This window comes from Bradyrhizobium sp. LA2.1 (assembly GCF_040547725.1).
In the GTDB taxonomy this organism is placed as follows: Bacteria; Pseudomonadota; Alphaproteobacteria; order Rhizobiales; family Xanthobacteraceae; genus Bradyrhizobium; species Bradyrhizobium barranii.
The window spans coordinates 33,155-58,619 of sequence record NZ_JBEPQI010000012.1 but is presented as its reverse complement, the minus strand read 5'-3'; the positions used below and the strand labels follow the sequence as shown (position 1 = coordinate 58,619).

Sequence of the window (25,465 nt, the reverse complement as noted above, 5' to 3'; positions counted from 1 at the left end):
TCGTGCGGATATTGCTACTGTCGGGCGCCGAGCAGGATGTCGTCATCCGAAGTCCGCTTCGCCCACACCGAGCGGGCGTACTCTATGCGCATGACGCCAGCTGGGTCGTGGCGTGCAGCCCACTTGCCGAGGTTGTCCACCGAGGACTCCCTGAGGAGGAGGACGTGAAGAGCGCCGTTGCGGATAATCGGATTGCAGCCCCCGGCGCGCAGGCCAGACCGTGCGCAAAAAGGCGTGGAGAGTTCGATGGTCGCGCTAGCATTCGCGTGATGCGAGATCCCGGGCGGAAGGCTAGCGTTCCATAAAACGTTCGCCCTCGGAATTCACCAGGTAGCCGCCTTCGCCGCGCGCGCCTTCTGTGATGAGGCAGCCCGCCCCATAGATGCCAGTCGGATGAAACTGCATGAATTCCATGTCTTGCAACGGCAGGCCGGCACGCAAGGCTAAGCCGCCTCCATCGCCGGTGCAGGTATGCGCCGACGTGCAGGAAAAGTAGATCCTGCCGTAACCGCCGGTCGCCCGGATGACGGTCTGCGCTCGGAAGAGATGCAGCGTTCCATCCATCATTGACCATGCGTCGTTGGCGCGGGAGAAGGGCATCCCCGCATGCTCCAGTTCGATGACGGTGGGGACGGCTTGCCGGCACATATATTCGATGGCGTCCTGGTCGCCGAGCCAATCGGCTCCTTTGACCGTGTCATACATATGCCATTGCCAACTGTCTTCGCCGAGGTTGCCGAGACTGGCAGCAATGCCACCCTGGGCCGCGACCGTATGGCTGCGTGTCGGAAACACCTTTTGTGATGCAGGCGGTCGTTAAGCCAGCCTCGACAGCGCCCTGGGTGGCCCGCAAACCGGCTCCCCCGGCACCGACGACGACCACATCAAATGTATGGTCGATAAATTCGTAAGCGGTTGTCGAACTCATGCTGTCCCTCGACGCACCAGGATTGGGTGCCGGCAATTCGCGGAACGTTTAGATTAGATGTTTTAGATATCACTAATTGACAATATAACATGACTAGTTAGGATGCAAGGATGACGTTTGGTCGTCGTCGAAAACGGGGTGATGGGGCAATCCGGTGATCACAGCGGCTCAACTGCGGGCGGCCAGGGTGCTCCTCGGTATCGATCAGCGCCGGCTCGCAGAAATGTCCGGGCTATCGGTGCCGACCATCCAACGTATGGAGGCTAGTGAGGCGATGGTTCGGGGCAATGTCGATTCGCTGGTGAAGCTGATTACAGCCCTCGACGCCGCCGGCATTGAGTTGATCGACGAGGGGGCGGTCAGTAACGCCGAGGGACGCGGGGTGCGGCTGAAACTCAACTCCGGATCGGAAAAATCTATTTGAACAATCGGACAGAAAACAAAGTGTCAAGCGGAAGGAAGGCGCGCACATAATGTCGGCTGTCGTTGTCCAAATGCTGTGTGTTGCCGGATTGCTTGGATCGGCAGTTCTGGCGATTGTTCTGAGCCGCTCAAAGACGGCCACGGCCATCATCTATAGCGCGACGTTGACCGCGTCTGCGATCGCGTTGACTGGGTCCATCCACTGGTTGCTTGGCGCCACGGCGAGCGCCTCCGATCTGACCCTCCCAATCGGATTGCCATGGCTTGGCTCCCATTTCCGCCTCGACCCGCTGGCCTCGTTTTTCCTTATCGTTGTCAATCTCGGAGGAGCCGCGGCAAGTGTTTATGGCCTCGGCTACGGCCACCACGAGCCGACGCCGCAGCGCGTGCTTCCCTTTTTTCCGGCCTTTCTAGCCGGCATGAATCTTGTGGTGCTGGCGGGTGATGCGTTTTCTTATCTGCTTTGTTGGGAATTCATGTCGCTCGCGTCCTGGGCGCTCGTAATGGCGCACCATCGTGAACCGGGCAACGCGAAAGCCGGTTACGTCTATCTCGTCATGGCGAGCTTCGGCACGCTCACATTGCTGCTGGCCTTCGGCCTTTTGGCGGGGCCGGCGGGGGACTACGAATTTGTCGCCATTCGCACGGCTCAACATACGCCCTACGTGGCCACGTTGGTGTTGATCCTGATGTTGCTCGGCGCCGGTTCAAAGGCCGGCCTGGTGCCGCTGCACGTCTGGCTGCCACTCGCTCATCCCGCGGCTCCGAGCCACGTTTCGGCACTGATGAGCGGCGTCATGACCAAGGTCGCGATCTACGGCTTTATTCGCGTGGTATTCGATCTACTGGGGCAGCCGAGCTGGTGGGCGAGCGTGATCGTGCTTTCTCTTGGCGGCATCACCGCCGTAATGGGGATCTTGTATGCGATGATGGAAAAGGACCTCAAACGTCTGCTCGCCTACAGTACGATCGAAAATGTCGGCGTCATCTTCGCAAGCCTCGGCCTTGCATTGGCCTTCCAGGCCAACGGCCTGAAACTACTGGCCGCGCTCGCGTTTGCGGCGGCTCTGTTTCACGTTCTCAATCACTCCTTCTTCAAGAGTCTGCTTTTCTTCGGCGCCGGCGCCGTCCTGACAGTGACCGGCGAGCGGGACATGGACAAGCTGGGTGGCCTCATTCATCGCATGCCGTACACAAGCTTCGCCGTTCTCGTCGGCTGTGTCTCGATCTCAGCGCTTCCGCCGTTCAACGGTTTCGTCTCGGAATGGCTCATGTTCCAGGCCGTGCTGCAGAGCCCGGAGTTGCCGCAATGGGCGCTGAAGATCACCGTGCCTGCGGTCGGAGCTCTATTGGCCTTGGCTGCTGCGTTGGCGGCGGCGTGTTTCGTCAAGGCCTACGGCGTGACCTTTCTCGGGCGTCCGCGCGACGTGGCGGCGGAAACCGCGGAGGAAGTCGACCGCTACTCGCTTTCGGCAATGTTCATCCTCGCCGCACTTTGCTTGCTGGCCGGAATTCTGCCGGGGCCGGTGATCGACGCGCTTTCGCCGATCACGCTACAAATCCTCGGGGGCCGCATGCCGATCCAGGCCAACGAACCCTGGCTTTCGATCGCGCCGATTGCGGAGAGTCGCAGTTCATACAACGGGCTGCTTGTTATGGTGTTCATCGCGATATCCGCCTCGGCGGCCGTCGTCTTTATTCATCGCTTTGCCTCTCGTGCGTTAAGGCGGGGGCCGGCCTGGGGCTGTGGCTTTTCCGATCCGACACCCGCGGCCCAATATTCGGCCGGAAGCTTCGCTCAGCCTATTCGCCGCGTTTTCGGTACGCTCGTGTTCCACGCTCGCGATCATGTCGAGATGCCGCCCCCCGGGGATATCAGGCCCGCGCGCCTGCGAATCGAATTGCACGATCTGATCTGGGAGCGAATGTATGAGCCGATAGCAGACGTGGTTGGCTTCTCTGCCGATAAACTCAATCGCCTGCAGTTCCTGACCATCCGGCGGTATCTCAGTCTGGTTTTTGCGACCCTCGTCACACTCCTTCTGGTCCTCGCGATATGGTCGTGATGTCGGACATTCTTGTGCAAGGCATGCAGATGCTTCTGGTGCTGCTGCTGGCGCCGCTGCTGACCGGCTTTGTGCGCAAGATGAAGGCCCGCCTGCTGCGTCGACAGGGAGCGTCGGTCTTTCAACCGTATCGGGACCTCCTGCGATTGCTCCGCAAGGAAGTGGTGCTGGCGGACAACGCCTCCTGGCTGTTCCGCGTGACGCCCTACGTGACCTTTGCTGCGATCTGGGTTGCTGCCGCCCTGGTGCCGACGTTCGCCACCGGCCTCCTCTTCAACTGGACGGCGGACCTGATTGCCATCGTGGCGCTGCTGGGAAGTGCACGCTTCTTTCTTGCGCTCGCCGGGATGGACGTCGGCACCAGTTTTGGCGGCATCGGCTCCAGCCGCGAAGTCATGATTGCGGCGCTTGCGGAGCCGGCAATGCTGCTGTTTGTATTTTGCACGGCCCTGGTTGCCGGCTCGACCCAACTTTCGACGGTCGCGAATTTCATGGCCTCGTCCTATGTCGGCTTACGAGTATCGCTGGGAATGGCGCTGATCGCGCTCATCATGGTGGCACTCGCGGAGAACGCGCGAATTCCGGTCGACAATCCGGCGACGCACCTGGAGCTCACCATGGTGCACGAAGCGATGGTTCTCGAATATTCCGGTCGCCATCTGGCAATGATCGAATTCGGCGCCTTCCTCAAACTATTGCTCTATATCTCGCTAATCGCGTGCGTGTTCCTACCCTGGAAGATAGCAGTCTTCGGTACCGGTCCGTTGTCCTATGCCATCGGCGCCGCCGCCTACCTCATCAAGCTCGCGGCTGCCGGCTTTTTCCTCGCACTGTTCGAGACCGCCACGGCAAAAATGCGGGTCTTTCGCGTTCCGCAATTTCTCGGTGCGGCCCTCATGCTGGGCCTGCTCGGCACCCTCCTCCTGTTCGTGTCAAAGAGCTTCTGATGCAGATGCACAGCCTCTCCTTCGACGTCTCGCACACGCTGGCTGGCGGGCTCGTCCTGATCAGCTTCATGATGCTGTACCAGGACAGGCTTTATTCGCTTCTCAACGTTTTTGCGCTTCACGCCCTGGTGCTCGCGCTTTCCGTCGCTTGGCAGGCCTTTGTCCAGAGCGCTCCTCATCTTTACATCACGGCTGCAATCGCCCTCGTCTTCAAGGCGATCGTCATTCCGGTGGCGTTGCATCGCATCGTCAAGCAGCTTGGGATTCATCGCGACATCGAGGCGGCCGTGGGGATCGGCCCGACCATGCTGGCCGGGATGGCACTGGTTGCCCTCTCCATGGTGCTGATGCTGCGGGTGACCGCGGAGGCCGATCCATTGGCGCGCGAGGATCTCGCTTTTGCCTTGTCGGTCGTACTGCTCGGACTTCTGGTCATGGTGACCCGTCGCAACGCCGTCAGCCAGGTCGTCGGATTCATGTCGCTCGAGAATGGGCTGGTGCTGGCGGCAACCGGCGCCAAGGGCATGCCGCTGGTGGTCGAGATCAGCGTCGCCTTCTCGATCCTGATCGCCTTCATCGTCATCGGCATCTTCCTATTCCGGATCCGCGAACGTTTCGATTCCGTTGATGTCTCTGCGCTCGACGACTACCGGGGCGAACGGCGATGAACGTACCTTCCTTCGATCCGGTGGCGGCTATCCTGATAATTCCGATCGGCTCGGCAGCGTTGCTGGCCATACTGCCGGGTTACCGGCTGACGGCGAGGTTGAACGTCGTGGCGAGCTTGGCGACATTTCTTTCGGCCCTCTCGTTGTTCGTCATCGAACGTCCGCCGCCGGGGCCGTACGTGCTCGTCGACGATCTGAACATCGTCTTCATCGTACTCAACACCTTCGTGGGGTTCACGACCAGCATCTTCAGCGCCAGCTACATCGCGCATGAACTGGAGACTGGTCGGTTGACACCGGTTTATCTGCGTTTCTACCACGCCATGTATCAGACCATGATGTTCGGCATGAACCTAGCTTTCGTGTCGAACAATATCGGCCTGATGTGGGTCGCGGTGGAAATTGCGACGCTCACCACAGTGCTGATGGTCGGCATCTATCGCACCCACGCCGCTCTGGAAGCGGCATGGAAATATTTCATTCTGGGGAGCGTCGGAATAGCGTTCGCCCTGTTCGGCACGATCTTGATCTACATGGCAGCGCGTCCGGTCATGGGCGAGGGTCAGGACGGCATGGTCTGGACACTTCTGATCCAACATGCCGCGAATTTCGATCCTGCGCTTCTCAACGTCGCTTTCATATTCCTGCTGCTCGGCTACGGCACCAAGGTCGGTCTGGCGCCGCTGCACGCATGGCTGCCCGACGCCCACGCCGAAGGTCCGACGCCGATATCGGCGGTACTGTCGGGGCTACTGCTGAATGTCGCGCTCTACGCGCTATTGCGCTTCAAGATATTGCTGGCCGCCCATCCGGCAGCGATCGCTCCTGGTCCCCTTATGGTGACGATGGGCCTAGTTTCGCTCGTCTTCGCGGCTTTCATGCTCTACCGCCGACGCGACATCAAACGGCTGTTCGCCTATTCCTCGATCGAACACATGGGCATCATCGTGTTCGCGTTCGGCATGGGCGGCCCGCTCGCCAATTTCGCAGGGCTGTTGCACATGGTGATGCACAGCCTAACCAAGTCCGCGATCTTCTACGCCGTCGGACATATATCGCAGATCAAGGGCACGCAGCGAATCTCCAGGATCCGGGGCTTGACCGTGACCCATCCGGCGCTCGGCTGGGGTCTGGTAACGGGCGTCGTCGCGATCGCGGGCTTGCCGCCGCTCGGCATCTTCATGAGCGAATTCCTGGTCGTAAGCTCGACCTTCGCACGCCAGCCGCTGCTCGCGATTGTACTGGTGTTCGGGCTGTTGTTGGCGTTCGGCGCTTTGACGTTACGCCTGACAAGCGTCGCATTTGGAGAACCTCGCGGCAGCACCAAGTCAGCCGAGGCTTCCTATGTGCCGATGTTTGCCCATCTCTCGCTGGTTCTGATCGCGGGAATCTATCTTCCAGCGCCGCTCGTCACCTGGTTCCAACACGTGGCTCGCCTTCTTGGATAGTTTGGAGATCAACAGGATATGCCATCGCTGATCGATCTCATGCTGGAGGGCCGCCCGGTCCAACAACACAGCCCGTGGCCGCGAGCTACAGTCGATGCTTCCGTTTGGACATTTGCGGCAAGCGAGCTGGCACATGGACGCTGGAGCCTACTCGGCCTTTGGGGAGAACCCTCAACGGTGCACATGGCGATTATGGATGGACATACGGCAGAAGTCGCCACCGTCAGCCTGGATTGCCCCGACCGCGCTTATCCTTCAGTCGGCAAACACCACCCTCCGGCGCTTCGATTGGAGCACACCATCAACGATCTGTTTGGATTGTCAGCGGAAGGCTTGCCTGACACTCGTCCGTGGCTTGATCACGGTTGTTGGGCCGTTCACTTCCCCTTGGGAAACCGCATCAACGCATTGTCGAAGGCGTCGCCCTATCATTTCCTGCCGGCGGAAGGCGGCGGCCTGCATCAGGTCGCGGTCGGTCCGGTGCACGCGGGAATTATCGAACCCGGGCATTTTCGGTTTACGGCAAGCGGTGAGACCGTGGTCCGGCTGGAACAACGGCTGGGATACACCCACAAGGGTATCGAGGGCCTCATGACTGGAGCCAATCTTGAACGGGCTGTCCAGCTCGCCGGACGCGTATCAGGCGACAGCACAGTCGCCTACGCCTTTGCGTTTTCGCGAGCGGCCGAAGCAGCCTTACAGCTTGTCGTACCCGATCGCGCGGTTTGGCTGCGAGCGCTGCTCGCTGAACTTGAACGGCTTGCCAATCATCTCGGCGACATCGGCGCAATCTGCAACGACGCGTCCTTCGCACTGATGCACGCTCTGTGCAGCGTGTTGCGAGAGAGCATTCTGCGCGCATCCCATACCGCATTCGGTCATCGGCTGATGCGGGATATTATCGTGCCCGGTGGCGTGACCCGCGACCTTAACGATGAAGGGAGAGAGACCATCCAGGCGGCGCTGGATAACATCCGCCGGCGGTTTCCTGCTTTGGTCGAACTCTACGACAATACGGCATCGCTGCAGGATCGCACGGTCGATACGGGCGTGCTTAAGCCCGCATTGGCCAAGCAGTATGCCGCTGGAGGCTACATAGGCCGCGCATCCGGTCGGTCCTTCGACGCGCGAAGCACACTTAAGTATCCACCGTATGACGCGCTGCGCTTCGAAGTCCCGGTCCTGAACGAGGGGGATGTCAACGCGCGCGTCTGGATCCGCGTGCGCGAGGTTGAACAGAGCCTTCTGCTGATCGACCAAATATTGGACCAGCTTCCCGATGGCCCGCTGGGAACGCATGCGGGGCACCGGCGGGAAGTCCGGGAAGGCATGGCGATCGTCGAGGGATTTCGCGGCGACGTCCTGGTTTGGCTCCGCTTGCGGGATGGCCGGGTCGAACGATGCCATCTGCGCGACCCGTCGTGGTTTCAATGGCCGCTTCTAGAGGCCGCAATCGAGGGCAACATCATCGCCGACTTCCCGCTCTGCAACAAATCCTTCAATTGCTCCTATTCGGGCCACGATCTCTGAGGAACGGCACCAGATGCGCAAGCTGCTTTTTGAGAGCCTGTTTCGCCGGCCGTTCACCGAGCAAGCACCGTCACCGGACGACGCCGCGGTGACCGAGCTCGCCACTGCCGTCGGTCGCGCGGCGCGACGGCGTCTCGGCCGAAGCCTCTCGATACGCGAGGTCGATGCTGGATCTTGCAACGGATGCGAACTTGAAATCCACGCATTGAACAATGCCTACTACGACGTCGAGCGCTTCGGTCTCCGGTTCGTTGCGTCGCCGCGTCATGCCGACGTGTTGATGGTAACCGGACCGGTGACGAAGAACATGCGCGACGCGTTGGAGCGCACCTACGATGCGACCCCCAACCCGAAGTGGGTCGTTGCCGTGGGAGATTGCGCCCGGGATGGCGGCTGCTTTGCCGGCAGCTATGCAGTGGTAGGAGGGGTCTCGCAAGTGGTTCCCGTCGATCTTCATATTCCCGGTTGTCCTCCGCCGCCCACCATGATCTTGCAGGGCCTTCTCGCCCTGCTCGATCGAGCGGCCAAAAGCGCCGCTTCCACTTGAGGCTCTGGGGACGCCTTCGACTATTCCAAGCCGGCTTGATCGCAGGGTGCGTTCAAACCGGAATAGTCCTTGCGATGACGCCGTTGATATTCCTTTTCGCACAATATCGGGATGATGGTTCCAGCACGTCTAGTCGCGCCCCGATGTTGTCAGTGGTCTCGTTGCTGCCATTGATCTACGTGGTGCTCGCTGCGGGGGTCGCTCTGACGAAGCACCGCTACGTTACGTTGACGAGCACGCGAATCCACCACGCATCGCGCCTGATGTCGACCTCCGAGCCTGATCGAACAGCCAGTACGCTCGCCATCTGTCTCTTTTTTGCGTCCATCGGGTGCGCATCGCTTGCCCTGCAGCCGCCTCCGGGCATCCTGGTCTCGATGACCTGGCATCTCGGCCCCCACGCGGCTGCGCCCATATTGTGGTCGGCGCTATTGAGCGTCTGCGTGGCCAGTTTCGGAGCTAACGCGCATGCCGCCGTCGACGCCACGCACTGATCTAGAAGGTGACGCTGAATCTCGGGACTAACGGTTCGTCGCATCGGAGAGGCGACTAGACGAAAATATGATCGTTATGTATACATCTATGGGCGATCGCTACTGATGTACAACACATCACATTTGACGAGAGTAGCCTTGAAGATCATCGGCAAATACAAAGGCAAGCTGGGTGAGATCGCGATCTGGGAAAGCGAACAGACGGGCGACCGCTTCTATCGCGAAGGCGAAATTTTCCAGAGCCAAAGCTCGACGTCCGGGGAGAGTAGATTCCCCTACGTAAAGATAATGGAAGCGTTTTTCAGCGACGCCAACAGTGTCCTGCTTCTCGGATGTGGTGGAGGTAACCTCGCGACGATGCTGGCACGCCAAGGAAAGAGCGTGACCGTGGTCGACCACAACCCAGTCAGCTTCGACATCGCCAAGCGCTTCTTCGGATTGCCGAAGGAAATTCCCTGCGTCGTCGCGGATTTTAGGGAGTATCTCTTAGCTGAGACGCGTATTTTTGACGGCATAGCGATCGACGTCGGCGGACCCGGATTTTGCTTCGAGGAGCAGTTCGATCCGGCAACCTGTCATTCGATCACGGCTCGGCTGAAACCCAGCGGACGCGCAATCCTGAACATGCTTGTCGCGACCGATTTTGACGCTGCGCCTGACATGATCAGCAGCGATCTGTCCGAAGGTCACATGACTTCATGGATATTCGACCATCCGGGTCGTCTAAACCGAAATGTCCTCATCGCCTGCCTGCCGAGGCGGCGCCGGGCCGCCAATCGGCGCTACATAGCGAAGCTTTCCAAAACCGTCGGCTGTGGTTGGACGTTGCGGCGCCCGCGTCAGCCCTGGCATGACAATAGGCCCGTCGTCGTCGACACTTGCACGTCCTAACCCGCGCCCAGGAGAAACGAAATGTTAGAACAAGGCACACGCAACCCGGAATTCGGGGCAGACAAATTCGGGTTCAGAGATCTCAAAGGGGTGAACTGGAATTTCCTTGAACCCGAACTGTACGAATGCGCCCTCAAGGACGGTGAAGCGCAGCTCACCTCCGGCGGTGCGCTCTGCGCCGAAACCGGCGTGCACACCGGCCGCAGCCCAAAAGACAAGTATATTGTCTGTGACGACCAGACGGAGCAGACCATCTGGTGGGAAAACAACGGCAAGATGACCCCCGCGCAATTTGCGCGACTGTACCAGGACTTCATTGCTCACTCCGCCGGCAAGACGTTGTATGCTCAGGATCTACGCGCCGGCGCCGATCCGGAATTTGGAATGCCTACGCGCGTTTTCACGGAGCTTGCCTGGCACTCGCTTTTCATCCGCACTCTGTTGCTCAGACCCAACCGCGGCGAACTCTCGACATTCGTGCCGGAGCTCGCGATCTACTGCTGCCCGACCTTCAAGGCTGATCCCAAGCGCCATGGCGTTCGCAGCGATACAGTGATCGCGATCGATTTTTCACGAAAGATCGTCTTGATAGGGGGAAGTTCGTACGCCGGCGAGATCAAGAAGGCCGTGTTTACGACGTTGAACTACTTTCTTCCCGCTCACAATGTCATGCCGATGCATTGTTCCGCAAATGTCGGCCCGCAGGATGATGCGGCCATCTTCTTCGGTTTGTCTGGAACCGGAAAAACAACTCTATCCGCTGATCCGGGACGCACACTGATCGGTGATGACGAGCACGGTTGGGGCTCCAAGGGCATCTTCAATTTCGAGGGCGGTTGCTACGCGAAGGCAATCAAGCTGAGTGCTGAAGCCGAGCCGGCCATATATGCGACCACTCAGCGCTTCGGAACGGTCCTGGAGAACGTCGCCTTCGATCCGATCACGCGCGTCTGCGATTTCGACGATGGCTCGAAGACGGAGAACACGCGTGCCGCGTATCCGATGCACTTCATTCCCAACGCTTCAAAAACCGGGCGCGCCGGGCATCCGAAGAATCTCGTCATGCTGACTGCGGACGCCTTCGGCGTGATGCCCCCCATTGCCAAGCTGACCGCGGCGGAAGCCATGTTTCACTTCCTGTCGGGGTACACCGCCAAGGTCGCTGGAACGGAAAAGGGCGTGGTCGAACCTGAAGCCACCTTTTCGACCTGCTTCGGTGCCCCGTTCATGCCCCGGCAGCCCTCGGTCTACGGCGATCTGTTGCGCTCGCTCATTGCCAAGCACAACGTAAACTGCTGGCTGGTGAACACCGGTTGGACCGGGGGGAAATACGGGGTGGGACAACGGATGCCCATCAAGGTGACCCGTGCTCTGCTGACGGCCGCACTCGACGGCACACTCAACGACGGCGAATTCTACACCGACAAGCACTTTGGCTTTCAGGTACCAGCATCGGTCAAGGGTATCGACAGCCGTATCTTGAAGCCCCGGGAGACATGGGACGACAAGGAGGCGTACGACGCCGCTGCGGCTAAGCTTGTCCAGATGTTCCAGGACAATTTTGCGAAGTTCAAAAGCGTCGTTCAAGCGGACGTCATGGTGGTCGCGGTGTCAGCGTAGGTTCTAACGGAAGGAAAAGCACCTCAGCCGATCAGTGCTCGGGTTCCCTGCCCGATCGCCCTCAAGCCGGGGTAACTTAACTCGGATGTCCGCGAGCGGTTCACATTTGCCTGTGCGCATCTGGCCGACGGTCGCTCGGGCAGTGGCCGGAAAGTGTCCCGCGTGCGGTCAGGGGAGGCTCTTCCGGAGTTATCTGCATCAGGTGGAAAACTGCACCTCCTGCGGCGAGCACTACGGCAAGACCTCACGCCGACGACGGACCGGCTTGGCTGACAATCCTCGTCGTCGGCCATTTGGTCGTACCGTCGGCGTTATATGCCGAGACCACGTTTCGCTGGCCTCTTCGGGTGAGCATAACAGTCTGGCCGCTGACTGCGGCGGCGCTAACATTGACTATTCTGCCGCGTGCGAAAACCATCTTCATCGCGGCAATCTGGGCGATGAACGCTCCGGGTTTCGAATGACGCGACTGGAAGCACAAAATTCGTCGCTTCTTCGTTTGGGGGAGCGAAATATCGAGAAGCGAGTTCGATTCTTCTACATTACCAATCTCCTCACATCTCGCTCGAGCTTTGACTTGGTAGTATCGTCCCGCGTCGCGGCGTAAACAGGCAAGCTTAAGGTCCGCCCGAAATCGCTGGAAACAAAGACGTGAAGCAAGGCCTTGAGTTCTTTTCCGCTTCTGGTTGCGGCCAACCTTTATTTTTCCGCCTCGAATTGATATTGGCCATCGAAGCTCGATCGGCGTCGCTGTTTTCGGACAGCATCGCCTTTCTCGAAGCAACGAGCGTGAGCGTCTTGATGTCGTCCGGATACAACCGGAGCATGCCGGGCCGGGAGACATTTGCCCGATTCTCCAGAACGATCATTCTCATTCCGACCGGTTTTTGCTTTGGATGATCGCGGCGAACTGTTGCGGCGCCGCGATCCCGTCCGCGACGCCGTTGGCCGCAACCGCCTCGGCGTTCCTGCTGACCAACATCGCCTATCTTGTCCAAGCACGGCCTGTTCGCGCATTTGGCCGGTTCGTTCTCCGACATTCGCAATCATGCGGTCATGAACATCGTCATCGTTCTAGCCGTCCTCTTGACCTGGGCATCAGGGACGATGTGGCCGGATGTGCTTACCGCCCTTGGAATTCTATGTGTGAATGTCAGTGGGGCCGAGCATATATGGCTTGTGGCGCGGGAGGCGCCGCCGGTCGATGCATGATCCGCTAAGGCAGCTATTCTTCGGCTCGCGGAACGAGCTTTCCCTGCGACGCCTTGTGATGATACTGCAACGCGATCAAAAGACTTTTCAGGCCTCGTAAGGGCCATAGCGTGACTATCAGGATCAACGGGATCCACAGTACCGCGTGGACCCAGTACGGCGGTTGATACTTGACCTCGGTGACCAAAGCGGCTCCCACGACAATGGCGCCGGCGATCATGATGACGAATATGGCAGGCCCATCACCGGCGTCGGCAAAGCTGAAATCGAGGCCGCACACGTCGCACTTTGATTTCAGGGTCAGGAACCCCTCAAACAACTTTCCCTTGCCGCAACGCGGACATCGACACAGAAGGCCAGCGGTATATGGCGATGGCGTTTTTTCCGAGATCTTTTCGGCCGAGAGGTCCATCGTCAGCTTTCTGCGTTTCGATTGGGTGGTGACTGAGCAAGCCAACTCGAAACGCTAGTGCGAGCCAATTTCCGCCAACCGTACCGAACTCGCAGCTCCCGGCACGTCGACCGTCGCTATCTCGACGCGGGCCGCCTGCTGACGGTTGGGATAGTCGTAAAGATTGGGATAGTCGTTAAGATTGGCGGCTACCGTCAGACAGAAAAGCGTCCGGCCGTCTTGTCCGCCCAACTGACATGCGACCGCATGCCGGCCCGGTACGTGAACGCGATGTGTGATCCGCCCGCCCGGTTGCACACGGACAAAAAGCGACTGTCGGGCGGCAGCCGCCCAGACGGCGCCTTCAGCGTCCCCGCAGATGCCGAGTGGGCTCATCCCCTCGAAGTCGGCGAAAACTTTTCGATGCAGCAATCCTCCGTCGCTGCCGATCTTGAACTCGAGAAGCCGATTTCCGAGCGTCTCCGCAACCAGTAGGTTATGCGAACTTGTGATTGCCAATCCGTTCGGATGTGCGATGTTGTCGGCAACCGATCGGATATTGCCGTCCGGCATTGTCAGAAGGACCCGAGCCGACGCGAAGCCGTCGGGTCCTGTTGCATCCGCGTCGAAAGACGTCACATAGGCGTTTCCATCGCGAGCGACGGCTAGGTCCCGTAGATACCCAGATGCGACATCGGCCATGTCGGCATGGATCACGGGCTTCTCAGCACCGAGTTTCAGGATCAGCCGCCGGGTCATCGAGGCGACCAATAAGCTACCGTCGGGCAAAAAGCCCAGCCCGAAGGGGCGATCTGGTACGTCGGCGACGATCGTAACCTTGCCGTCCAGATCGATGCGGAAGATCTTTCCGGCGCGTACGTCGGACACCCATAAGGCGCCCAGATGCCATCTAGGTGCCTTAAGGCGCGAGAATCCGCTTGCGAGTACACTTGTCTTCAGCGTTTTCATCATCCTCGATCGAGAAACCCATCATTCGGATGGCTCGGGGGGTCATCGCGCCCGTTCCAAAGTCCGCGGCGAAGAAGGCTTGGGCTGCTTCGTGTTCTTCACTTTCGGCTTCGTGACGTGCTCCCTGAGACGGACGCCTCGACCACCGGCCGAACTCTGCCCTCCCGGATTGATCAATTCGATCCCGGCATTCTCCAATGCAGAAACCAATTTCATCAAAGAATCGACGTTCCCGCGGATAACTCCGTCACTTGCTTCCATGCGTTGAATGGTGGGGACTGAAAGATCAGCGAGTTCGGCCGTCTGCCGCTGGTCAATATTCAGAAGCGCGCGGGCGGCCCTAAGTTGGTTGGCCGTGATCATGAAATGGCGAGCTCCGGTAAGTTTCTCATGGAGAGATCTACACCATCCAAATTACTGTCTCAAGCATCAATCTAGATAAAGAATATATCATTGCCGAATTCTCAATGGCGTGAACTGGATTGCGGCCGGAGACTTGTATCGAATTTCTATCGGAGAATGCGGAAACATTACCAGCAAGACCCGAAATCGTTGGTGCCCCGCAAATTACATGATAAGAGATGTTTAATGCATGTATTCTGATACTCTAATCTTAGGATAGTTGCCTGCCGTGAAACTGCTGGGGCGTTATCAAGGAAAGAACGGACAGATCGATATCGTCGAATGTTCTTGGGACGGTACGCGCGTGTACTTCGAAGAAGGCGTAAGGCAAAGTCAGGCAACGCCCGACGGCGAAAGCGTCTTCACCTATGTCAAGCTCATGGACGAACTCCTATCCCGCTCCGAACAAGTCCTCGTCCTGGGCTGTGGCGGCGGAAATCTTGCGACACGGCTGTGGCGTCTCGGCAAGAGATTGACCATCGTCGACATCAACCCGATCAGTTTCGTGCTCGCGCACAGGTATTTCGATCTTCCGGACGAATTGCCATGCATCGTCTCCGACTTTCGAAAATTCGTGTTCGATGACCGCGCATATTACGACGGCATTGCGATCGACGTCGGTGGACCGGGCTTCCTTTTCACGGAAGAGTTTGATGCGGAGACCTGCGACGCCATCCGCGCCCGCCTGGCACCGGGCGGCCGGATCGTGATGAACGTAATGGTCGCCCACGACATTGATCCGACACCCGACCGGATCGCAGCAAGGCTCGCCGGTGAAGAACTGCGGACATGGATTGTCGACGAGCAATTCATCGAGGATCGCAACGCCGTCATCGCCTGCATCCCCGAGAAGACCTTGGGTTCACGGGCGGCGCTCGATCGCGTGATGCGCCATAGCCATGAACGCTGGGCAATCCGCCGCGGAAGATTGCGAAGCCGCGATCTTGCCTGTGGATTGCGCTAATGTCGCAGCTTTCGGCAGACCGACACGAGACGTGGATAACAGGCGTCGGGCTCGTCTCCTCCCTGGGGGAACGCAGCTATCCAATCTGCTCGCCGGCAACATATCGATCGTCCACGGTGTGTCCGGATCGTCGCGGACCTTTATGGGCGAGGCAGCCGCCGGCGTGGACGCCGTCCGGATTGCGTGGGCGAAGATCGCCTCCGGACAGAGCGAGGTTGCCTTGGTCGGCGCCGCGCACAACGGCGAGCGCAAGGAAATGCTGATGCTCTACGAATGCGGCGGCTTCAATCTCAAGAAGGACTTCGCATCGGTCTGGTCGCGGACCGGCGGTGGCTTTGCTTTGGGATCGGGTGGCGTATTTCTGGTGCTTGAGTCGAGACCTCATGCGGAGCGCCGAGGCGCCAAGCCGTTTGCACGGCTCGTCAACGTCGTCTCCGGTCATTCCTCTCGATCTGCCGCGGGCGGAGTCGAAGGCGTTCTGGAAGGCCTCTGGGCGTCCCTGAGGATCACCGAAGATTCAACCGCGATCTACACGGCAGCGACCGGCGCTGCCATTGCCACCGAGGAAGAAGCAGCCTTCCTGTCGGCACACGGGGATGTCCCCGTCCGCGCGATCGGCACGTCCTTCGGACATCTCAGCGAAGCGCAATTCCCGTTAGCATTGGCGCTTGCTTCGTTGAGCGTGTCCCGCGGCGCGTTGGTCCCTCCAAACGACACATCCGGCCGAGAGACCGAGATCGGCGTGATGCCGGCCCAGATAGTGGCCATCGGCGTCGGTCATTGGCGCGGAGAGGGAATGGCGCTCATAGAGGCCGTCGCATGACGGCACTCCTTGAAACCGGCTTGGCATCCACAAAGCTGCGGAGCGCGAAGACGAAGACGCGTGACGGCCACAATCGTCCCATCGTCGTCGTTACCGGTATGGGCGTGATCACGTCGCTTGGCGAAGGCAAGGCTGAGAATTGGGCGAAAATTACCGCCGGAGAGTCTGGAATAAGCACCATCCGGCGGTTCTCCACCCATGGTTTGAAGACGCGTATCGCCGGCACTATCGACTTCGTCGAGGTGAAGCCGTTCTCGTCGACAAAGCTGGCCGAGCGTCTGGCGGATATCGTCATCGAAGAGGCTGTCGGCCAATCGGGAATTGGACGAAAGGGTGATTTTCCAGGCCCGTTGTTTCTCGGTCTGGCGCCGGTCGAAGTCGAGTGGCCGCAACGCGAAGAAATCGCGCGAGCCTCCAGCGAATCAGGCTCCATAGACTACGACATCCTGCTCCAGACCAGCGGCGGCGGGCGTTTCACGCACGTCCACGCTCGCTATCTGTTCGGCTCGGTTGCTGACCACCTCTGTGAGACCTTCGGCACAAAGGGATCGCCCATCTCGGTCTCAACGGCCTGCGCGTCGGGGGCAACAGCGATCCAGCTTGGCGTCGAGGCCATTCGGCGCGGAGAAACCGACGCCGCGCTTTGCGTCGCAACCGATGGTTCCATCAATGCCGAGGCAATGGTGCGATTTTCCCTCCTGTCGGCGCTATCCACTCAGAACGATGACCCCGCGCAGCGCATCGAAGCCCTTTTCGAAGAACCGGCAAGGATTCGTGATGGCTGAAGGTGCCGGCGCGCTCGTGCTGGAGAGCCTGGACGCCGCGCGAAAATCTTGGGCGTGATCGCCGGCTGCGGTGAATTGGCGGACACTTTCCATCGTACCCGTCCCAAACCGGACGGAGTTCCGATCGCCGATTGCATCCGCAACGCTCTCGCCGATGCAAGCATGACCTTCGATCAGATCGACTACATCAACGCTCACGGAACCAGTACGCCAGAGAACGACAAGATGGAATATCTCGGCGCCGCCGCCGTCTTTGGCGATCATGCCCGCAAGATCCCCGTCTCGTCCAACAAGTCGATGATCGGACACACACTCTCTGCCGCCGGTATCATAGAAACGGTGTTCACCCTGTTTACGCTGGAACACCAGCGCATTCCACCCACCATCAACTACGATGTTCCGGATCCGGCAATTCCGTTTGACGTCGTGCCCAACAAGGCAAGAGACGCGCGGGTCGCTACGGCAATGTCGAACTCGTTCGGATTCGGCGGCCAAAATGTATCGCTCATCATGCGACGTGAGCCGGGGTAGACATCCGGGAGACTCGGCAAATATTGAGCGTCCGATCATCTTACACATTCGGAGGTGGGGGCTCGAAGAATGCTGATGAAGTTCGAGAAGCTTGACAGCGTATGGCGCGGACTACCGCAAGATCGAGCGAGGTCATCCATGTCAATTCCGACAATTGAAAAACGCGAGGAATACGTCGGCTACGCCGAGCATTGCGTGAAGTTAGCGAGACAAACAAATGATCGGGAATCGCGTAAGATTCTGCGCGAGATGGCAGCGGAATGGCTAAGATTGGTAGACGCGGCCGACCACTAAGCCCAAGCGAACTGTCCAACGATCGCCATAACGCCGGCGAGTTTGGGCGGGCGAACCAATCGGACCACCATGGCCTCTAGCTCCAACACCAGTATCGCCAAGAAAGCGCGCACGAAGGACGAGGCGGATTTCGCCACTTGGCTCATGCCCTGCTGCTAGGGAGCGCGCGAATTATTTTTGCTAGCTAAGACAGCGCGTCAGTTTGTTGGTATTCCTGTTGGTATCGCCCGAACACGAAGACAAAAATTGCTTTATATTCAATCGGTTATGGTATTAAGCGATTGACGGCCAGGGGCGCCAACTAGGCGGTTCAAGCCCGTTCCAAAGCGTCCGCAGCCGTCCGCGCAGTGCTCGGAAGCCCTTGAAAAATAGGCCCTTCCGCGTACATCGGTGTTCGTCACCGTTTGTTCTCATCCGATTCTAGCCTAGCCGAAACGAATATAACCGCCACCTTGAATCAGCCTCGTTGGGAGCTTGGTTCAGTGACGTTACGGCGTCGAAAGCCAGCCGTGCGCGACCTCAAGGCCCCTTTGCCAGGAGCTCAGACGGGCTGGAGGCTGCGGTAAATTAAGCCATCGCGGCGTGTGGCGGCAACAATGCAGTCCACCATTTGCGCGTTGATCGTCGCAAATGAATTTCTGGCCCGAAGCGAGCGAATTGTTGAAGGCCATTTCTCACGCCTGTCCACCGATTGCTCAAAGATAGTGGGCGGCCAGCGATTGAGATTTGCCCTTCTCCGTGCCGTTAGACCGGAAATAGTTCCGATCTACTAGGGAATTAGTAGGCCGGAACCAGTTTAGCCTCGTAAAGTTATCTCGGCACATTCCAATTCTTTCCTGTCATTTATCAACACAGGGAGCCGTCATGGACCAGGTGACGAAGGATTTTGCGCGAGATGATGAAGAGTTGAAGCCAATCGCTTCTGCTCTCGGGGATGGCGCCATTCTTGTAGATGCCTCAGGACAAATCGTCTGGATCGACGACAACTTGCGCCGTCGGCTTAACGGTGGCCTCCATAAGCTTGAGTTGCCAATACGCAGGTCTGAGCGCCCGGCGCTGGATTGCTTCATTACGACCGCCGACGTCATGATTGATAATGAGCCGCGCCCGGTGTGCGTCATTCAACAGACCGGCGATCAAAAGGAGCCGTGGCAGTTCATCGCCGCGATTGAGGCCATCATGGCCGACAGCTCCTGGCTCACCCGTATGATCGTCGAGAAATTCAGCGCTCTGCGCCAAGGCACGCGATCGGCCCCGCGATCGTCCGACATTGATATTTTAACGGGCCGGGAACGCGAAGTGCTGTGGCTAATTTGCGAAGGGCGAAGCGATTCCCAGATGAGCGAGACGCTCCATCTTTCCCAGAACACGGTTCGCAATCATATTGCGTCCCTGTACCGCAAAATTGGCGTAAACCGCCGTAGTGCGGCCGTTATCTGGGCGCGCGAGCGTGCGGTTACAAGAGACGACGCGTTGAGCCCGCGACGTTCGTCGAGACGCCCGGGCCAAATGCCACAAGGCGGCGGACTCTACTAGTAGGGTTGGTATTTCTCTCTCTCTTGCCGGAAGCGGGCTCACCGTGTCTTCTAAGACGACTCACGGTGGCATTCGGAAGTGCCGCCATGGTCCGCACGCGCGGTGCGAGGTCCGCTGCGGCTTCATCGGCGACGCCCGATGTTTTCAGCGCCAAGAAGGCGATTCCGACGTGACCAACCTCGTGCTTCGACTCTACATCGCCGGACCGTCAGCGACCTCTCGCCGAGCGGAGCAGAATTTGCGGCGCCTGCGAGACGTCGCAAAGTCGCACAACGAGTTGGAAGTCGAAATTGTCGATGTGCTCAAGAATCCAGAACTAGCCGAGCAAGCTGCGATCATCGCCACACCGACCCTCGCTTTTGAACACCCTGTTCGCCCGCGGCGGATAATCGGTGATCTCAGCGACGTGGAGAGAGTGCTCGATTTTCTCGGTATCGAATCTGAAGGAAAAAAAGCATGACCACCGAGGATGTCGACGTTGCTGCCGTGCTGGATCGGGTGCAGACCGGCGTTCAGGCCTTCGATGAACTGGTCATGGGCGGATTGCCTCGCGCCCGAACCACCGTGGTTGGCGGCACGCCCGGGAGCGGCAAGACAGTCTTTGCCACGCAATTTCTCGCTCACGGAATTACCACGTTTGGTGAGAATGGCGTGCTTGTAACGTTTGAGGAGCCTCCGGCGGATATTGAAGCCAATATGCTGGGATTTGGCTGGGAACTCGCGAAATGGCGTAAGGAAGGCCGCTTGGGGTTTGTGGACGCCAGCCCACCAGCAAGCGACGAACTGATTATCGGCGATTTCGATTTGGTTGGTCTGCTTTCACGCATTCAGCACGCGGTCAAGACGGTCAATGCCAAGCGTGTCGTTCTCGATTCGCTTACTCAACTTTTTGACCATTTTATTGGCGACCCGAAGATCCTTCGCCGCGAGCTGTTTCATATTAGCAGCGCCCTCAAAAAGACCGGCCTCACCGTGCTTATGACGGCGGAACGTAACAGTGAGTATGGAGAGATCACTCGACATCGCTTGGAAGAATTCGTTGCTGATAACGTTGTCATCTTGCGCAACGTGCTTCATCGAGAAAAGCGTCGCCGCACCATCGAAGTCCTCAAGATGCGCGGGAGCCACCACGCCGAGGGTGAGGCACCCTTCACCCTGCTGGCGAACCAAGGGGTCGTCGCCGTCCCGCTTTCCTCGCTTCGTCTCGAACAGCAATCGAGCACGGTGCGTGTCACAAGCGGAAATTCTGAAATCGACAAAATGTGCGGGGGCGGGCTTTTTCGCGATAGCGTGACCCTAGTGAGCGGGGCCACTGGCACCGGCAAGACCCTGCTCGTCACCAATTTTCTCGCCGGGGGCGTAACAGCCGGAGAGAAAGCCATTCTGTTTGGATACGAGGAAAGCAAAGGCCAGCTCTTCCGCAACGCGAGCGGCTGGGGCGCCGATTTTGCCCAGATGGAAGCCGCGGGAAAGCTCAAAATCGTCTGTCTTTATCCCGAGGCTCAGGGGCTGCCCGATCATCTGCTTACGATCCAGAGCCTGGTCGATGAATTCCAGCCGAACCGAATCGCCGTGGACAGCCTGTCGGCATTGGAACGGATCGCTCCAGATACCGGGTTCCGCGAATTTCTGATCAGCCTCACCTCCTTCATCAAGAAGCGCGAAATCGCCGGGCTTTGCACCGCCACCAGCAAATCCCTCATCGGCGGCGAGAGCGTCAGCGAGCAACACATTTCGACGTTGACTGATTCCATCATCTTGCTGCGCTACATCCAGGAGCAGAACACCATGCATCGAGGTCTTATGGTGCTGAAGATGCGTGGCAGCGAACATGCCAAGGAAATTCGGAAGTTCACAATCGACGGTGCCGGTATGCACTTTGGCGAAACCTTCAAAGACGTGCCAAATGTGTTCACCAATGATGACGTTGGACAATGAAGCGGTGAACCCACGGCAAGGTCGGTACCATGAATAGTGCGGATGCCAAGTCTCGTAGCGGCATCGATCAAGCCGAGATCAGATTCCTCGTCGAGAAGAATGCCGATGGGATTATTGTCATTGACGAGGGCGGGAATGTCTTGTTTGCCAACCCCGCTGCCGAGGAGATTTTCGGGCGGCACGCCGAGCTATTAATCGGGAGTCCGATCGGAATACCGTTTATCGCCGGAGACACGGCCGAGATCGCTATTCACAAGCCGGATGGCGATCAAATTGACGCAGAAATTCGGATCGTCGAAACAACCTGGGATCGTCAGCCTGTCCGCCTTGCAAGCCTTCGAGATGTCTCGGCCCGCAAGGCAGCCGAGGAACGTCTGAGGCATTCGGCAAAAATGGAGGCGGTCGGACAGCTGACGGCTGGGATAGCGCACGATTTCAATAATCTGCTGACTGTCGTGCTTGGCAATCTGGAAAGCGTTCAGCGCCGATGCGCCATCACCGATCCTGCCTTGTCACGCGCGCTCGAAAACGCCAGCCGCGGCGCGCGACAGGCGGCAAAGCTCACGGAGAAGTTGCTGGCTTTTGCGCGGCGGAAACCGCTCGAACCTCAGTTGCTTGACGTCAACCTTCTTGTTTCTGGGATGTCCGATTTACTTCAACGTACGCTGGGCGAGCAGATCGTCGTGCGGACCAGATTGGTCGAAGACGCCTGGAGCGTTGAAATCGATCCGACCGAACTCGAAGCGGCAATTCTGAATCTTGCGGTCAACGCGCGAGATGCGATGCCATCGGGCGGGCAACTTGTGATCGAGACGGACAATGTCGAGATCGATGCTGCGTACGCAACGAGCGATATCGATGTCAGCAGAGGATCTTACGTTCTCATCACCGTTACAGACACGGGAATGGGCATGACGCCCGATGTGCTCCAGCAGGTCTTTGAGCCGTTCTTCACGACAAAGACCGGTGGACGCGGAACAGGTTTGGGGCTGAGCCAGGTTTACGGATTCATCAAACAGAGCGGCGGCCACGTGAAGCTTTACAGCGAACCGGGTATCGGCACGTCAGCCAAACTTTATCTGCCGAAGGTCCTAGATGCGGCTGTTCCCACCTGGACCCCTATTGCCGAGCCCCAAGCAATTGCTGTGCCGCTCGGCAAACAAAGCGAGACGATCCTTGTCGTTGAGGACGAGGCGGACGTTCGTAACTACGCGGCCAACAGCCTGCGGGAACTGGGCTATCGGGTGTTCGAAGCCATCGATGGCGCGTCCGCGTTGGATATTCTTAGGCGTGAGAACGACATTTGCCTGATGTTTACCGACCTTGGACTGCCGGGTGGAATGGATGGACGCGTGTTGGCGGAACGCGCTCGGGCGATCCACGCCTCCATTCAAATATTAATGACGACGGCTTATGCCGCCGGCGCCTTGGTCCACGAGGGCAGGCTCGATGCCCAGATCGAATTGCTCAGCAAGCCCTTCTCCTACTCCGCACTCGCAACGCGAATTCGGGAATTGCTAGATCGTCATAAAGAGCGGGGAGAAACTCGAATTCTCGTGGTTGAGGATGAGTTTCTGCTCCAAATGTTTGTCGCAGACACTCTCGCTGACGCCGGATGCGTTTCCATCGAAGCCGCCAGCGCCTCAGAGGGATGGGCCAAATTTCGCGCTGAGCAGGACGAGCTTGCCGGCGCTATTATCGACCTCGGATTGCCTGATCGGCGCGGCGATGAATTGATCGCAGATATTCGCGCAGTCCGGCCTGACCTGCCCATTGTCCTTGCGACCGGTTATGCCGACGATAACGTTCGTAGTCGGTTTGCACAGGATGACCGATTGACGGTTCTGTCAAAGCCATTTGTTCCTAAGGAACTCCTGGCCGCGCTTCAAAGATTTGGCATTCGGTTATGGTCAAAACAATGATGTTGCTAGAAGGCCTTTTCCCTTCGCTTCGGACGAACGCAAAGATCCAGGACCCGTAAAATGGAGGGTAAGCCATGCGCATTGTGCTTGCACTTTCACTTCTGGTAATTTCCATCTGTCCAACTTCGTCGTCCGTCGCTCAATCCCAGAACAGCCAGACCGTGACCGTTGGCTCGTGGGAAATTGCGACGAGTTACAAGGCCGACAAGTTCGATTCCTGTGTCATGAATCGTTCAACAGGCGGCCTCGGCATCAGCTTTACGCGGACTCAAGACGGGCTTCTGCTTCTTCTGGATTCCCCGAAATGGAAGCTCGATCGGGGTAAAGCCTACCCCGTCCGCTTGGTCGCGGGTTCGCAGTCCGTTGAAGCCAAAGCCCTCGCTGAAACGAAGGGTGTGACGGTCGCGCTTGCCGATCGTCCGTTTAACGGAAAACTTCGATCCGCTAACGTTCTAGATGTCCGCGGAGAGGGCGCTACGCTGCGTATCCCGCTGGACGGCAGTTCTGCAGCGTTTGAGCGTCTCGAAGCTTGTTTCGAGAAAAATAGTCGAGAGGGTGCAGAGACCAATCCGTTCGTGGCACCCGACCGGAAGCCTTAAATAGAGCGACGCTGAGCGCGAGCCGTCGTTGTCGTGCCGTTCATCTATTCGGCCACAACGGTGAGTCCGATATGCAAGAACCTAACTCGAAGGCATGCTTGAGCCTGGAGATGTTCGGCACTTGACGATTTTGCTTCTCGACGTGGGTTTCCGACTCTCCCACCCTTGTTCGGGTTGATTTTCCAGCGCTAACGAGCCCGGGGGCGGCGACTTGCAACGCTCCTGCCGGATTCCTGTGTCCGCCAAACCTGGGCATGCTAGGGTCCAGGCGCTCGACCTTGGTCGAGATCGGCAATAAGGACTGGCAAATTATGTCCATCTCACCGGGAAAGGAGTCGGTATCCTCTCCGGCGGCATCGACCGCGAGGTCGAGAGAGGAGCTTCCGTACCGTTTGCGGCAGCAGTCCCTGCTGGGCGAATTCGGACGTTCCGCCCTGCAGACCCGCGACATCACACAGATCCTCCAGCGTGCCACCGAACTGTGCGCGCAAGGTCTCGATGCTCCGTTTGCGAAGGTCCTGAAATATATGCCGGACGAAAAACGGCTGCTGGTGTGTGCAGGCGTCGGGTGGGCGCCGGAAACGATAGGCAACGTCTCTCTTGGGATCGATATGGAATCGCCAGCGGGGTACGCGTTCCATACCGGGCAAATCGTGATCTCGAACCACCTTCAGGAAGAAACCCGGTTCCGCACGCCGAGATTGTTGGCGGACCATGGCGTCAAACGGGCTATTAACGTCCTGATCGCGCGAGGCGGCGAAGGCCATCTGCCGTTCGGCGTACTCGAAGTCGACAGTCCCGATGCAGGCCAGTTCGACCTTGCCGATGCTGATTTCCTTGCGGGTTTCGCCGGATTGCTCGGCATCGCCATCGAGCGGCAACATGCCGACGCCCAACTCCGCGATTCCCTGGAGTATCAGGCCATGCTGACGCGCGAGATGAGCCATCGCGTCAAGAACAGCTTGGCGTCCGTCGTCGGGCTGTTGCGCGTGCAGGGCCACAACGCGCAGAAGGACGTTCAAAACGCGCTCAGCGACGCTGCTTCGCGCATCACGACGATAGCGCAGGTGCATGACCATCTCTGGCGAAGCAACCAGATCGGCTTTGTTGACATCGCCGACTTCGCTGGCGAGCTCTGCCACAAGCTGCAGGAAACCTCGCCAGGCCACAACGTAAGCTGCAAGTTCGCCCATCTGATGGTCTCAGCCGACAAGGCGATACCGCTCGGACTCCTTATTAATGAGCTTGTGACCAACGCTGCCAAGCATGCTTACCCTTCGGGTTCGGGCGAGGTCCGCGTCTCCGGGGAACAGCGCGGCCAAGACCTTCATGTCGAGGTATCCGATCAAGGCATCGGACTCCCGAAAGATTTCGACTTTGACCAGCCTCGCGCGAGCCTTGGCTTCAAGGTGATCAAGAGCCTCGTCGGCCAGCTTGACGCGCGTATCACTGTGTCCGCGACCGAACCAAAGGGCGCTACAATTCAACTCGACGTGCCACTCGACACCTCTCTCTCATAACGAGCGATCGGTTTGGG

22 protein-coding genes and 3 pseudogenes are annotated in these 25,465 nt (G+C 58.6%); 21 read left to right on the top strand and 4 right to left on the bottom strand.

Annotated elements, in window-relative coordinates; translation table 11 throughout:
- Positions 1-294: 294 nt before the first annotated feature.
- Positions 295-928: pseudogene (locus ABIB95_RS23550) on the bottom strand (FAD-binding protein); the annotation flags it as partial.
- Positions 929-1,082: 154 nt separating this feature from the next.
- Between ABIB95_RS23550 and ABIB95_RS23545 the strand changes: the two are divergent.
- The 12 genes from ABIB95_RS23545 to ABIB95_RS23490 all read left to right on the top strand — a co-directional run bounded on the left by ABIB95_RS23545 (position 1,083) and on the right by ABIB95_RS23490 (position 12,774).
- The gene (locus ABIB95_RS23545) at positions 1,083-1,352 is read left to right on the top strand and encodes a helix-turn-helix domain-containing protein (RefSeq protein WP_354121907.1); all 270 of its coding nucleotides are present in this window, start codon (positions 1,083-1,085) and stop codon (positions 1,350-1,352) included.
- A gap of 49 nt (positions 1,353-1,401) precedes the next feature.
- Positions 1,402-3,417 carry a hydrogenase 4 subunit B gene (gene hyfB / locus ABIB95_RS23540; protein WP_354121908.1) on the top strand — a complete coding sequence of 672 codons (2,016 nt, stop codon included), beginning with the start codon at positions 1,402-1,404 and terminating at the stop codon, positions 3,415-3,417.
- Positions 3,408-4,364: a respiratory chain complex I subunit 1 family protein gene (locus ABIB95_RS23535; protein ID WP_354121909.1), complete on the top strand. Its 957-nt coding sequence runs from the start codon at positions 3,408-3,410 to the stop codon at positions 4,362-4,364. The genes hyfB and ABIB95_RS23535 overlap by 10 nt, the downstream gene beginning before the upstream one ends.
- Before the next feature lie 5 nt (positions 4,365-4,369).
- Positions 4,370-5,032, top strand: a complete 663-nt coding sequence (locus ABIB95_RS23530; protein WP_354121989.1) for a hydrogenase-4 component E — start codon at positions 4,370-4,372, stop codon at positions 5,030-5,032.
- A complete protein-coding gene (locus ABIB95_RS23525) occupies positions 5,029-6,480 on the top strand; it encodes a hydrogenase 4 subunit F (RefSeq protein ID WP_354121910.1) in 1,452 nt (483 codons plus the stop codon). Before ABIB95_RS23530 ends, ABIB95_RS23525 begins: the two co-directional genes overlap by 4 nt.
- Before the next feature lie 18 nt (positions 6,481-6,498).
- On the top strand, positions 6,499-8,010 hold the full coding sequence (locus ABIB95_RS23520; protein WP_354121911.1) for a hydrogenase large subunit: 1,512 nt from the start codon (positions 6,499-6,501) through the stop codon (positions 8,008-8,010).
- 13 nt (positions 8,011-8,023) lie between these two features.
- Positions 8,024-8,557, top strand: coding sequence for an NADH-quinone oxidoreductase subunit B family protein (locus tag ABIB95_RS23515; protein ID WP_354121912.1), 534 nt, complete (start codon positions 8,024-8,026; stop codon positions 8,555-8,557).
- 632 nt (positions 8,558-9,189) lie between these two features.
- Positions 9,190-9,942 carry a methyltransferase domain-containing protein gene (locus ABIB95_RS23510; RefSeq protein WP_354179269.1) on the top strand — a complete coding sequence of 251 codons (753 nt, stop codon included), beginning with the start codon at positions 9,190-9,192 and terminating at the stop codon, positions 9,940-9,942.
- Between the two features lie 21 nt (positions 9,943-9,963).
- A complete protein-coding gene (locus tag ABIB95_RS23505) occupies positions 9,964-11,562 on the top strand; it encodes a phosphoenolpyruvate carboxykinase (RefSeq protein WP_354121914.1) in 1,599 nt (532 codons plus the stop codon).
- Positions 11,563-11,666: 104 nt separating this feature from the next.
- Positions 11,667-12,026, top strand: coding sequence for a DUF983 domain-containing protein (locus ABIB95_RS47395; protein ID WP_502917527.1), 360 nt, complete (start codon positions 11,667-11,669; stop codon positions 12,024-12,026).
- A 187-nt stretch (positions 12,027-12,213) separates the two neighbouring features.
- Positions 12,214-12,462, top strand: coding sequence for a hypothetical protein (locus ABIB95_RS23495; protein WP_354121916.1), 249 nt, complete (start codon positions 12,214-12,216; stop codon positions 12,460-12,462).
- A 90-nt stretch (positions 12,463-12,552) separates the two neighbouring features.
- A complete protein-coding gene (locus ABIB95_RS23490; RefSeq protein ID WP_354121917.1) occupies positions 12,553-12,774 on the top strand; it encodes a hypothetical protein in 222 nt (73 codons plus the stop codon).
- Positions 12,775-12,787: 13 nt separating this feature from the next.
- Here ABIB95_RS23490 and ABIB95_RS23485 read toward each other — a convergent pair whose 3' ends face one another.
- Genes ABIB95_RS23485 through ABIB95_RS23475 form a run of 3 tightly spaced genes read right to left on the bottom strand, consistent with a single transcriptional unit; the run spans position 12,788 to position 14,497 of the window.
- A complete protein-coding gene (locus ABIB95_RS23485; protein ID WP_354116217.1) occupies positions 12,788-13,186 on the bottom strand; it encodes a DUF983 domain-containing protein in 399 nt (132 codons plus the stop codon).
- Between the two features lie 54 nt (positions 13,187-13,240).
- A complete protein-coding gene (locus tag ABIB95_RS23480; protein ID WP_354121918.1) occupies positions 13,241-14,137 on the bottom strand; it encodes an SMP-30/gluconolactonase/LRE family protein in 897 nt (298 codons plus the stop codon).
- A 39-nt stretch (positions 14,138-14,176) separates the two neighbouring features.
- The gene (locus ABIB95_RS23475; RefSeq protein WP_354116215.1) at positions 14,177-14,497 is read right to left on the bottom strand and encodes a helix-turn-helix transcriptional regulator; all 321 of its coding nucleotides are present in this window, start codon (positions 14,495-14,497) and stop codon (positions 14,177-14,179) included.
- Between the two features lie 268 nt (positions 14,498-14,765).
- On the opposite strand from ABIB95_RS23475, the gene ABIB95_RS23470 reads away from it, so the two are divergent.
- The 9 genes and pseudogenes from ABIB95_RS23470 (at position 14,766) to ABIB95_RS23430 (ending at position 25,448) form a co-directional block, all read left to right on the top strand.
- Positions 14,766-15,500, top strand: a complete 735-nt coding sequence (locus ABIB95_RS23470) for a spermidine synthase (RefSeq protein WP_354242522.1) — start codon at positions 14,766-14,768, stop codon at positions 15,498-15,500.
- Positions 15,469-16,323, top strand: a pseudogene (locus tag ABIB95_RS23465) (beta-ketoacyl synthase N-terminal-like domain-containing protein); the annotation flags it as partial. The gene ABIB95_RS23470 and the pseudogene ABIB95_RS23465, both read left to right, overlap by 32 nt.
- A pseudogene (locus ABIB95_RS23460) lies at positions 16,320-17,639 on the top strand (beta-ketoacyl-ACP synthase). The pseudogenes ABIB95_RS23465 and ABIB95_RS23460, both read left to right, overlap by 4 nt.
- A 1,158-nt stretch (positions 17,640-18,797) precedes the next feature.
- On the top strand, positions 18,798-19,469 hold the full coding sequence (locus ABIB95_RS23455; RefSeq protein ID WP_354116209.1) for a helix-turn-helix transcriptional regulator: 672 nt from the start codon (positions 18,798-18,800) through the stop codon (positions 19,467-19,469).
- A gap of 169 nt (positions 19,470-19,638) precedes the next feature.
- Positions 19,639-19,929, top strand: coding sequence for a circadian clock KaiB family protein (locus ABIB95_RS23450; protein WP_354116208.1), 291 nt, complete (start codon positions 19,639-19,641; stop codon positions 19,927-19,929).
- The gene (gene kaiC / locus ABIB95_RS23445; protein ID WP_354116207.1) at positions 19,926-21,407 is read left to right on the top strand and encodes a circadian clock protein KaiC; all 1,482 of its coding nucleotides are present in this window, start codon (positions 19,926-19,928) and stop codon (positions 21,405-21,407) included. Before ABIB95_RS23450 ends, kaiC begins: the two co-directional genes overlap by 4 nt.
- A gap of 29 nt (positions 21,408-21,436) precedes the next feature.
- A complete protein-coding gene (locus ABIB95_RS23440; RefSeq protein ID WP_354121923.1) occupies positions 21,437-23,329 on the top strand; it encodes a response regulator in 1,893 nt (630 codons plus the stop codon).
- A gap of 74 nt (positions 23,330-23,403) precedes the next feature.
- A complete protein-coding gene (locus tag ABIB95_RS23435) occupies positions 23,404-23,928 on the top strand; it encodes a hypothetical protein (RefSeq protein ID WP_354242517.1) in 525 nt (174 codons plus the stop codon).
- Between the two features lie 311 nt (positions 23,929-24,239).
- The gene (locus tag ABIB95_RS23430; protein ID WP_354121990.1) at positions 24,240-25,448 is read left to right on the top strand and encodes a sensor histidine kinase; all 1,209 of its coding nucleotides are present in this window, start codon (positions 24,240-24,242) and stop codon (positions 25,446-25,448) included.
- The last annotated feature ends 17 nt before the right edge of the window (positions 25,449-25,465 follow it).

Bases quoted from the DNA above. Each gene is read 5' to 3' on its own strand.
- ABIB95_RS23530 (WP_354121989.1), top strand. From the start codon at position 4,370: ATGCACAGCCTCTCCTTCGACGTCTCGCACACGCTGGCTGGCGGGCTC.
- ABIB95_RS23485 (WP_354116217.1), bottom strand. From the start codon at position 13,186: ATGGACCTCTCGGCCGAAAAGATCTCGGAAAAAACGCCATCGCCATAT.
- ABIB95_RS23430 (WP_354121990.1), top strand. From the start codon at position 24,240: ATGTCCATCTCACCGGGAAAGGAGTCGGTATCCTCTCCGGCGGCATCG.
- ABIB95_RS23520 (WP_354121911.1), top strand. From the start codon at position 6,499: ATGCCATCGCTGATCGATCTCATGCTGGAGGGCCGCCCGGTCCAACAA.
- ABIB95_RS23440 (WP_354121923.1), top strand. From the start codon at position 21,437: ATGAATAGTGCGGATGCCAAGTCTCGTAGCGGCATCGATCAAGCCGAG.
- ABIB95_RS23475 (WP_354116215.1), bottom strand. From the start codon at position 14,497: ATGATCACGGCCAACCAACTTAGGGCCGCCCGCGCGCTTCTGAATATT.
- ABIB95_RS23480 (WP_354121918.1), bottom strand. From the start codon at position 14,137: ATGATGAAAACGCTGAAGACAAGTGTACTCGCAAGCGGATTCTCGCGC.
- hyfB (WP_354121908.1), top strand. From the start codon at position 1,402: ATGTCGGCTGTCGTTGTCCAAATGCTGTGTGTTGCCGGATTGCTTGGA.
- ABIB95_RS23435 (WP_354242517.1), top strand. From the start codon at position 23,404: ATGCGCATTGTGCTTGCACTTTCACTTCTGGTAATTTCCATCTGTCCA.
- ABIB95_RS23535 (WP_354121909.1), top strand. From the start codon at position 3,408: ATGGTCGTGATGTCGGACATTCTTGTGCAAGGCATGCAGATGCTTCTG.
- kaiC (WP_354116207.1), top strand. From the start codon at position 19,926: ATGACCACCGAGGATGTCGACGTTGCTGCCGTGCTGGATCGGGTGCAG.
- ABIB95_RS23515 (WP_354121912.1), top strand. From the start codon at position 8,024: ATGCGCAAGCTGCTTTTTGAGAGCCTGTTTCGCCGGCCGTTCACCGAG.
- ABIB95_RS23525 (WP_354121910.1), top strand. From the start codon at position 5,029: ATGAACGTACCTTCCTTCGATCCGGTGGCGGCTATCCTGATAATTCCG.
- ABIB95_RS23505 (WP_354121914.1), top strand. From the start codon at position 9,964: ATGTTAGAACAAGGCACACGCAACCCGGAATTCGGGGCAGACAAATTC.
- ABIB95_RS23455 (WP_354116209.1), top strand. From the start codon at position 18,798: ATGGACCAGGTGACGAAGGATTTTGCGCGAGATGATGAAGAGTTGAAG.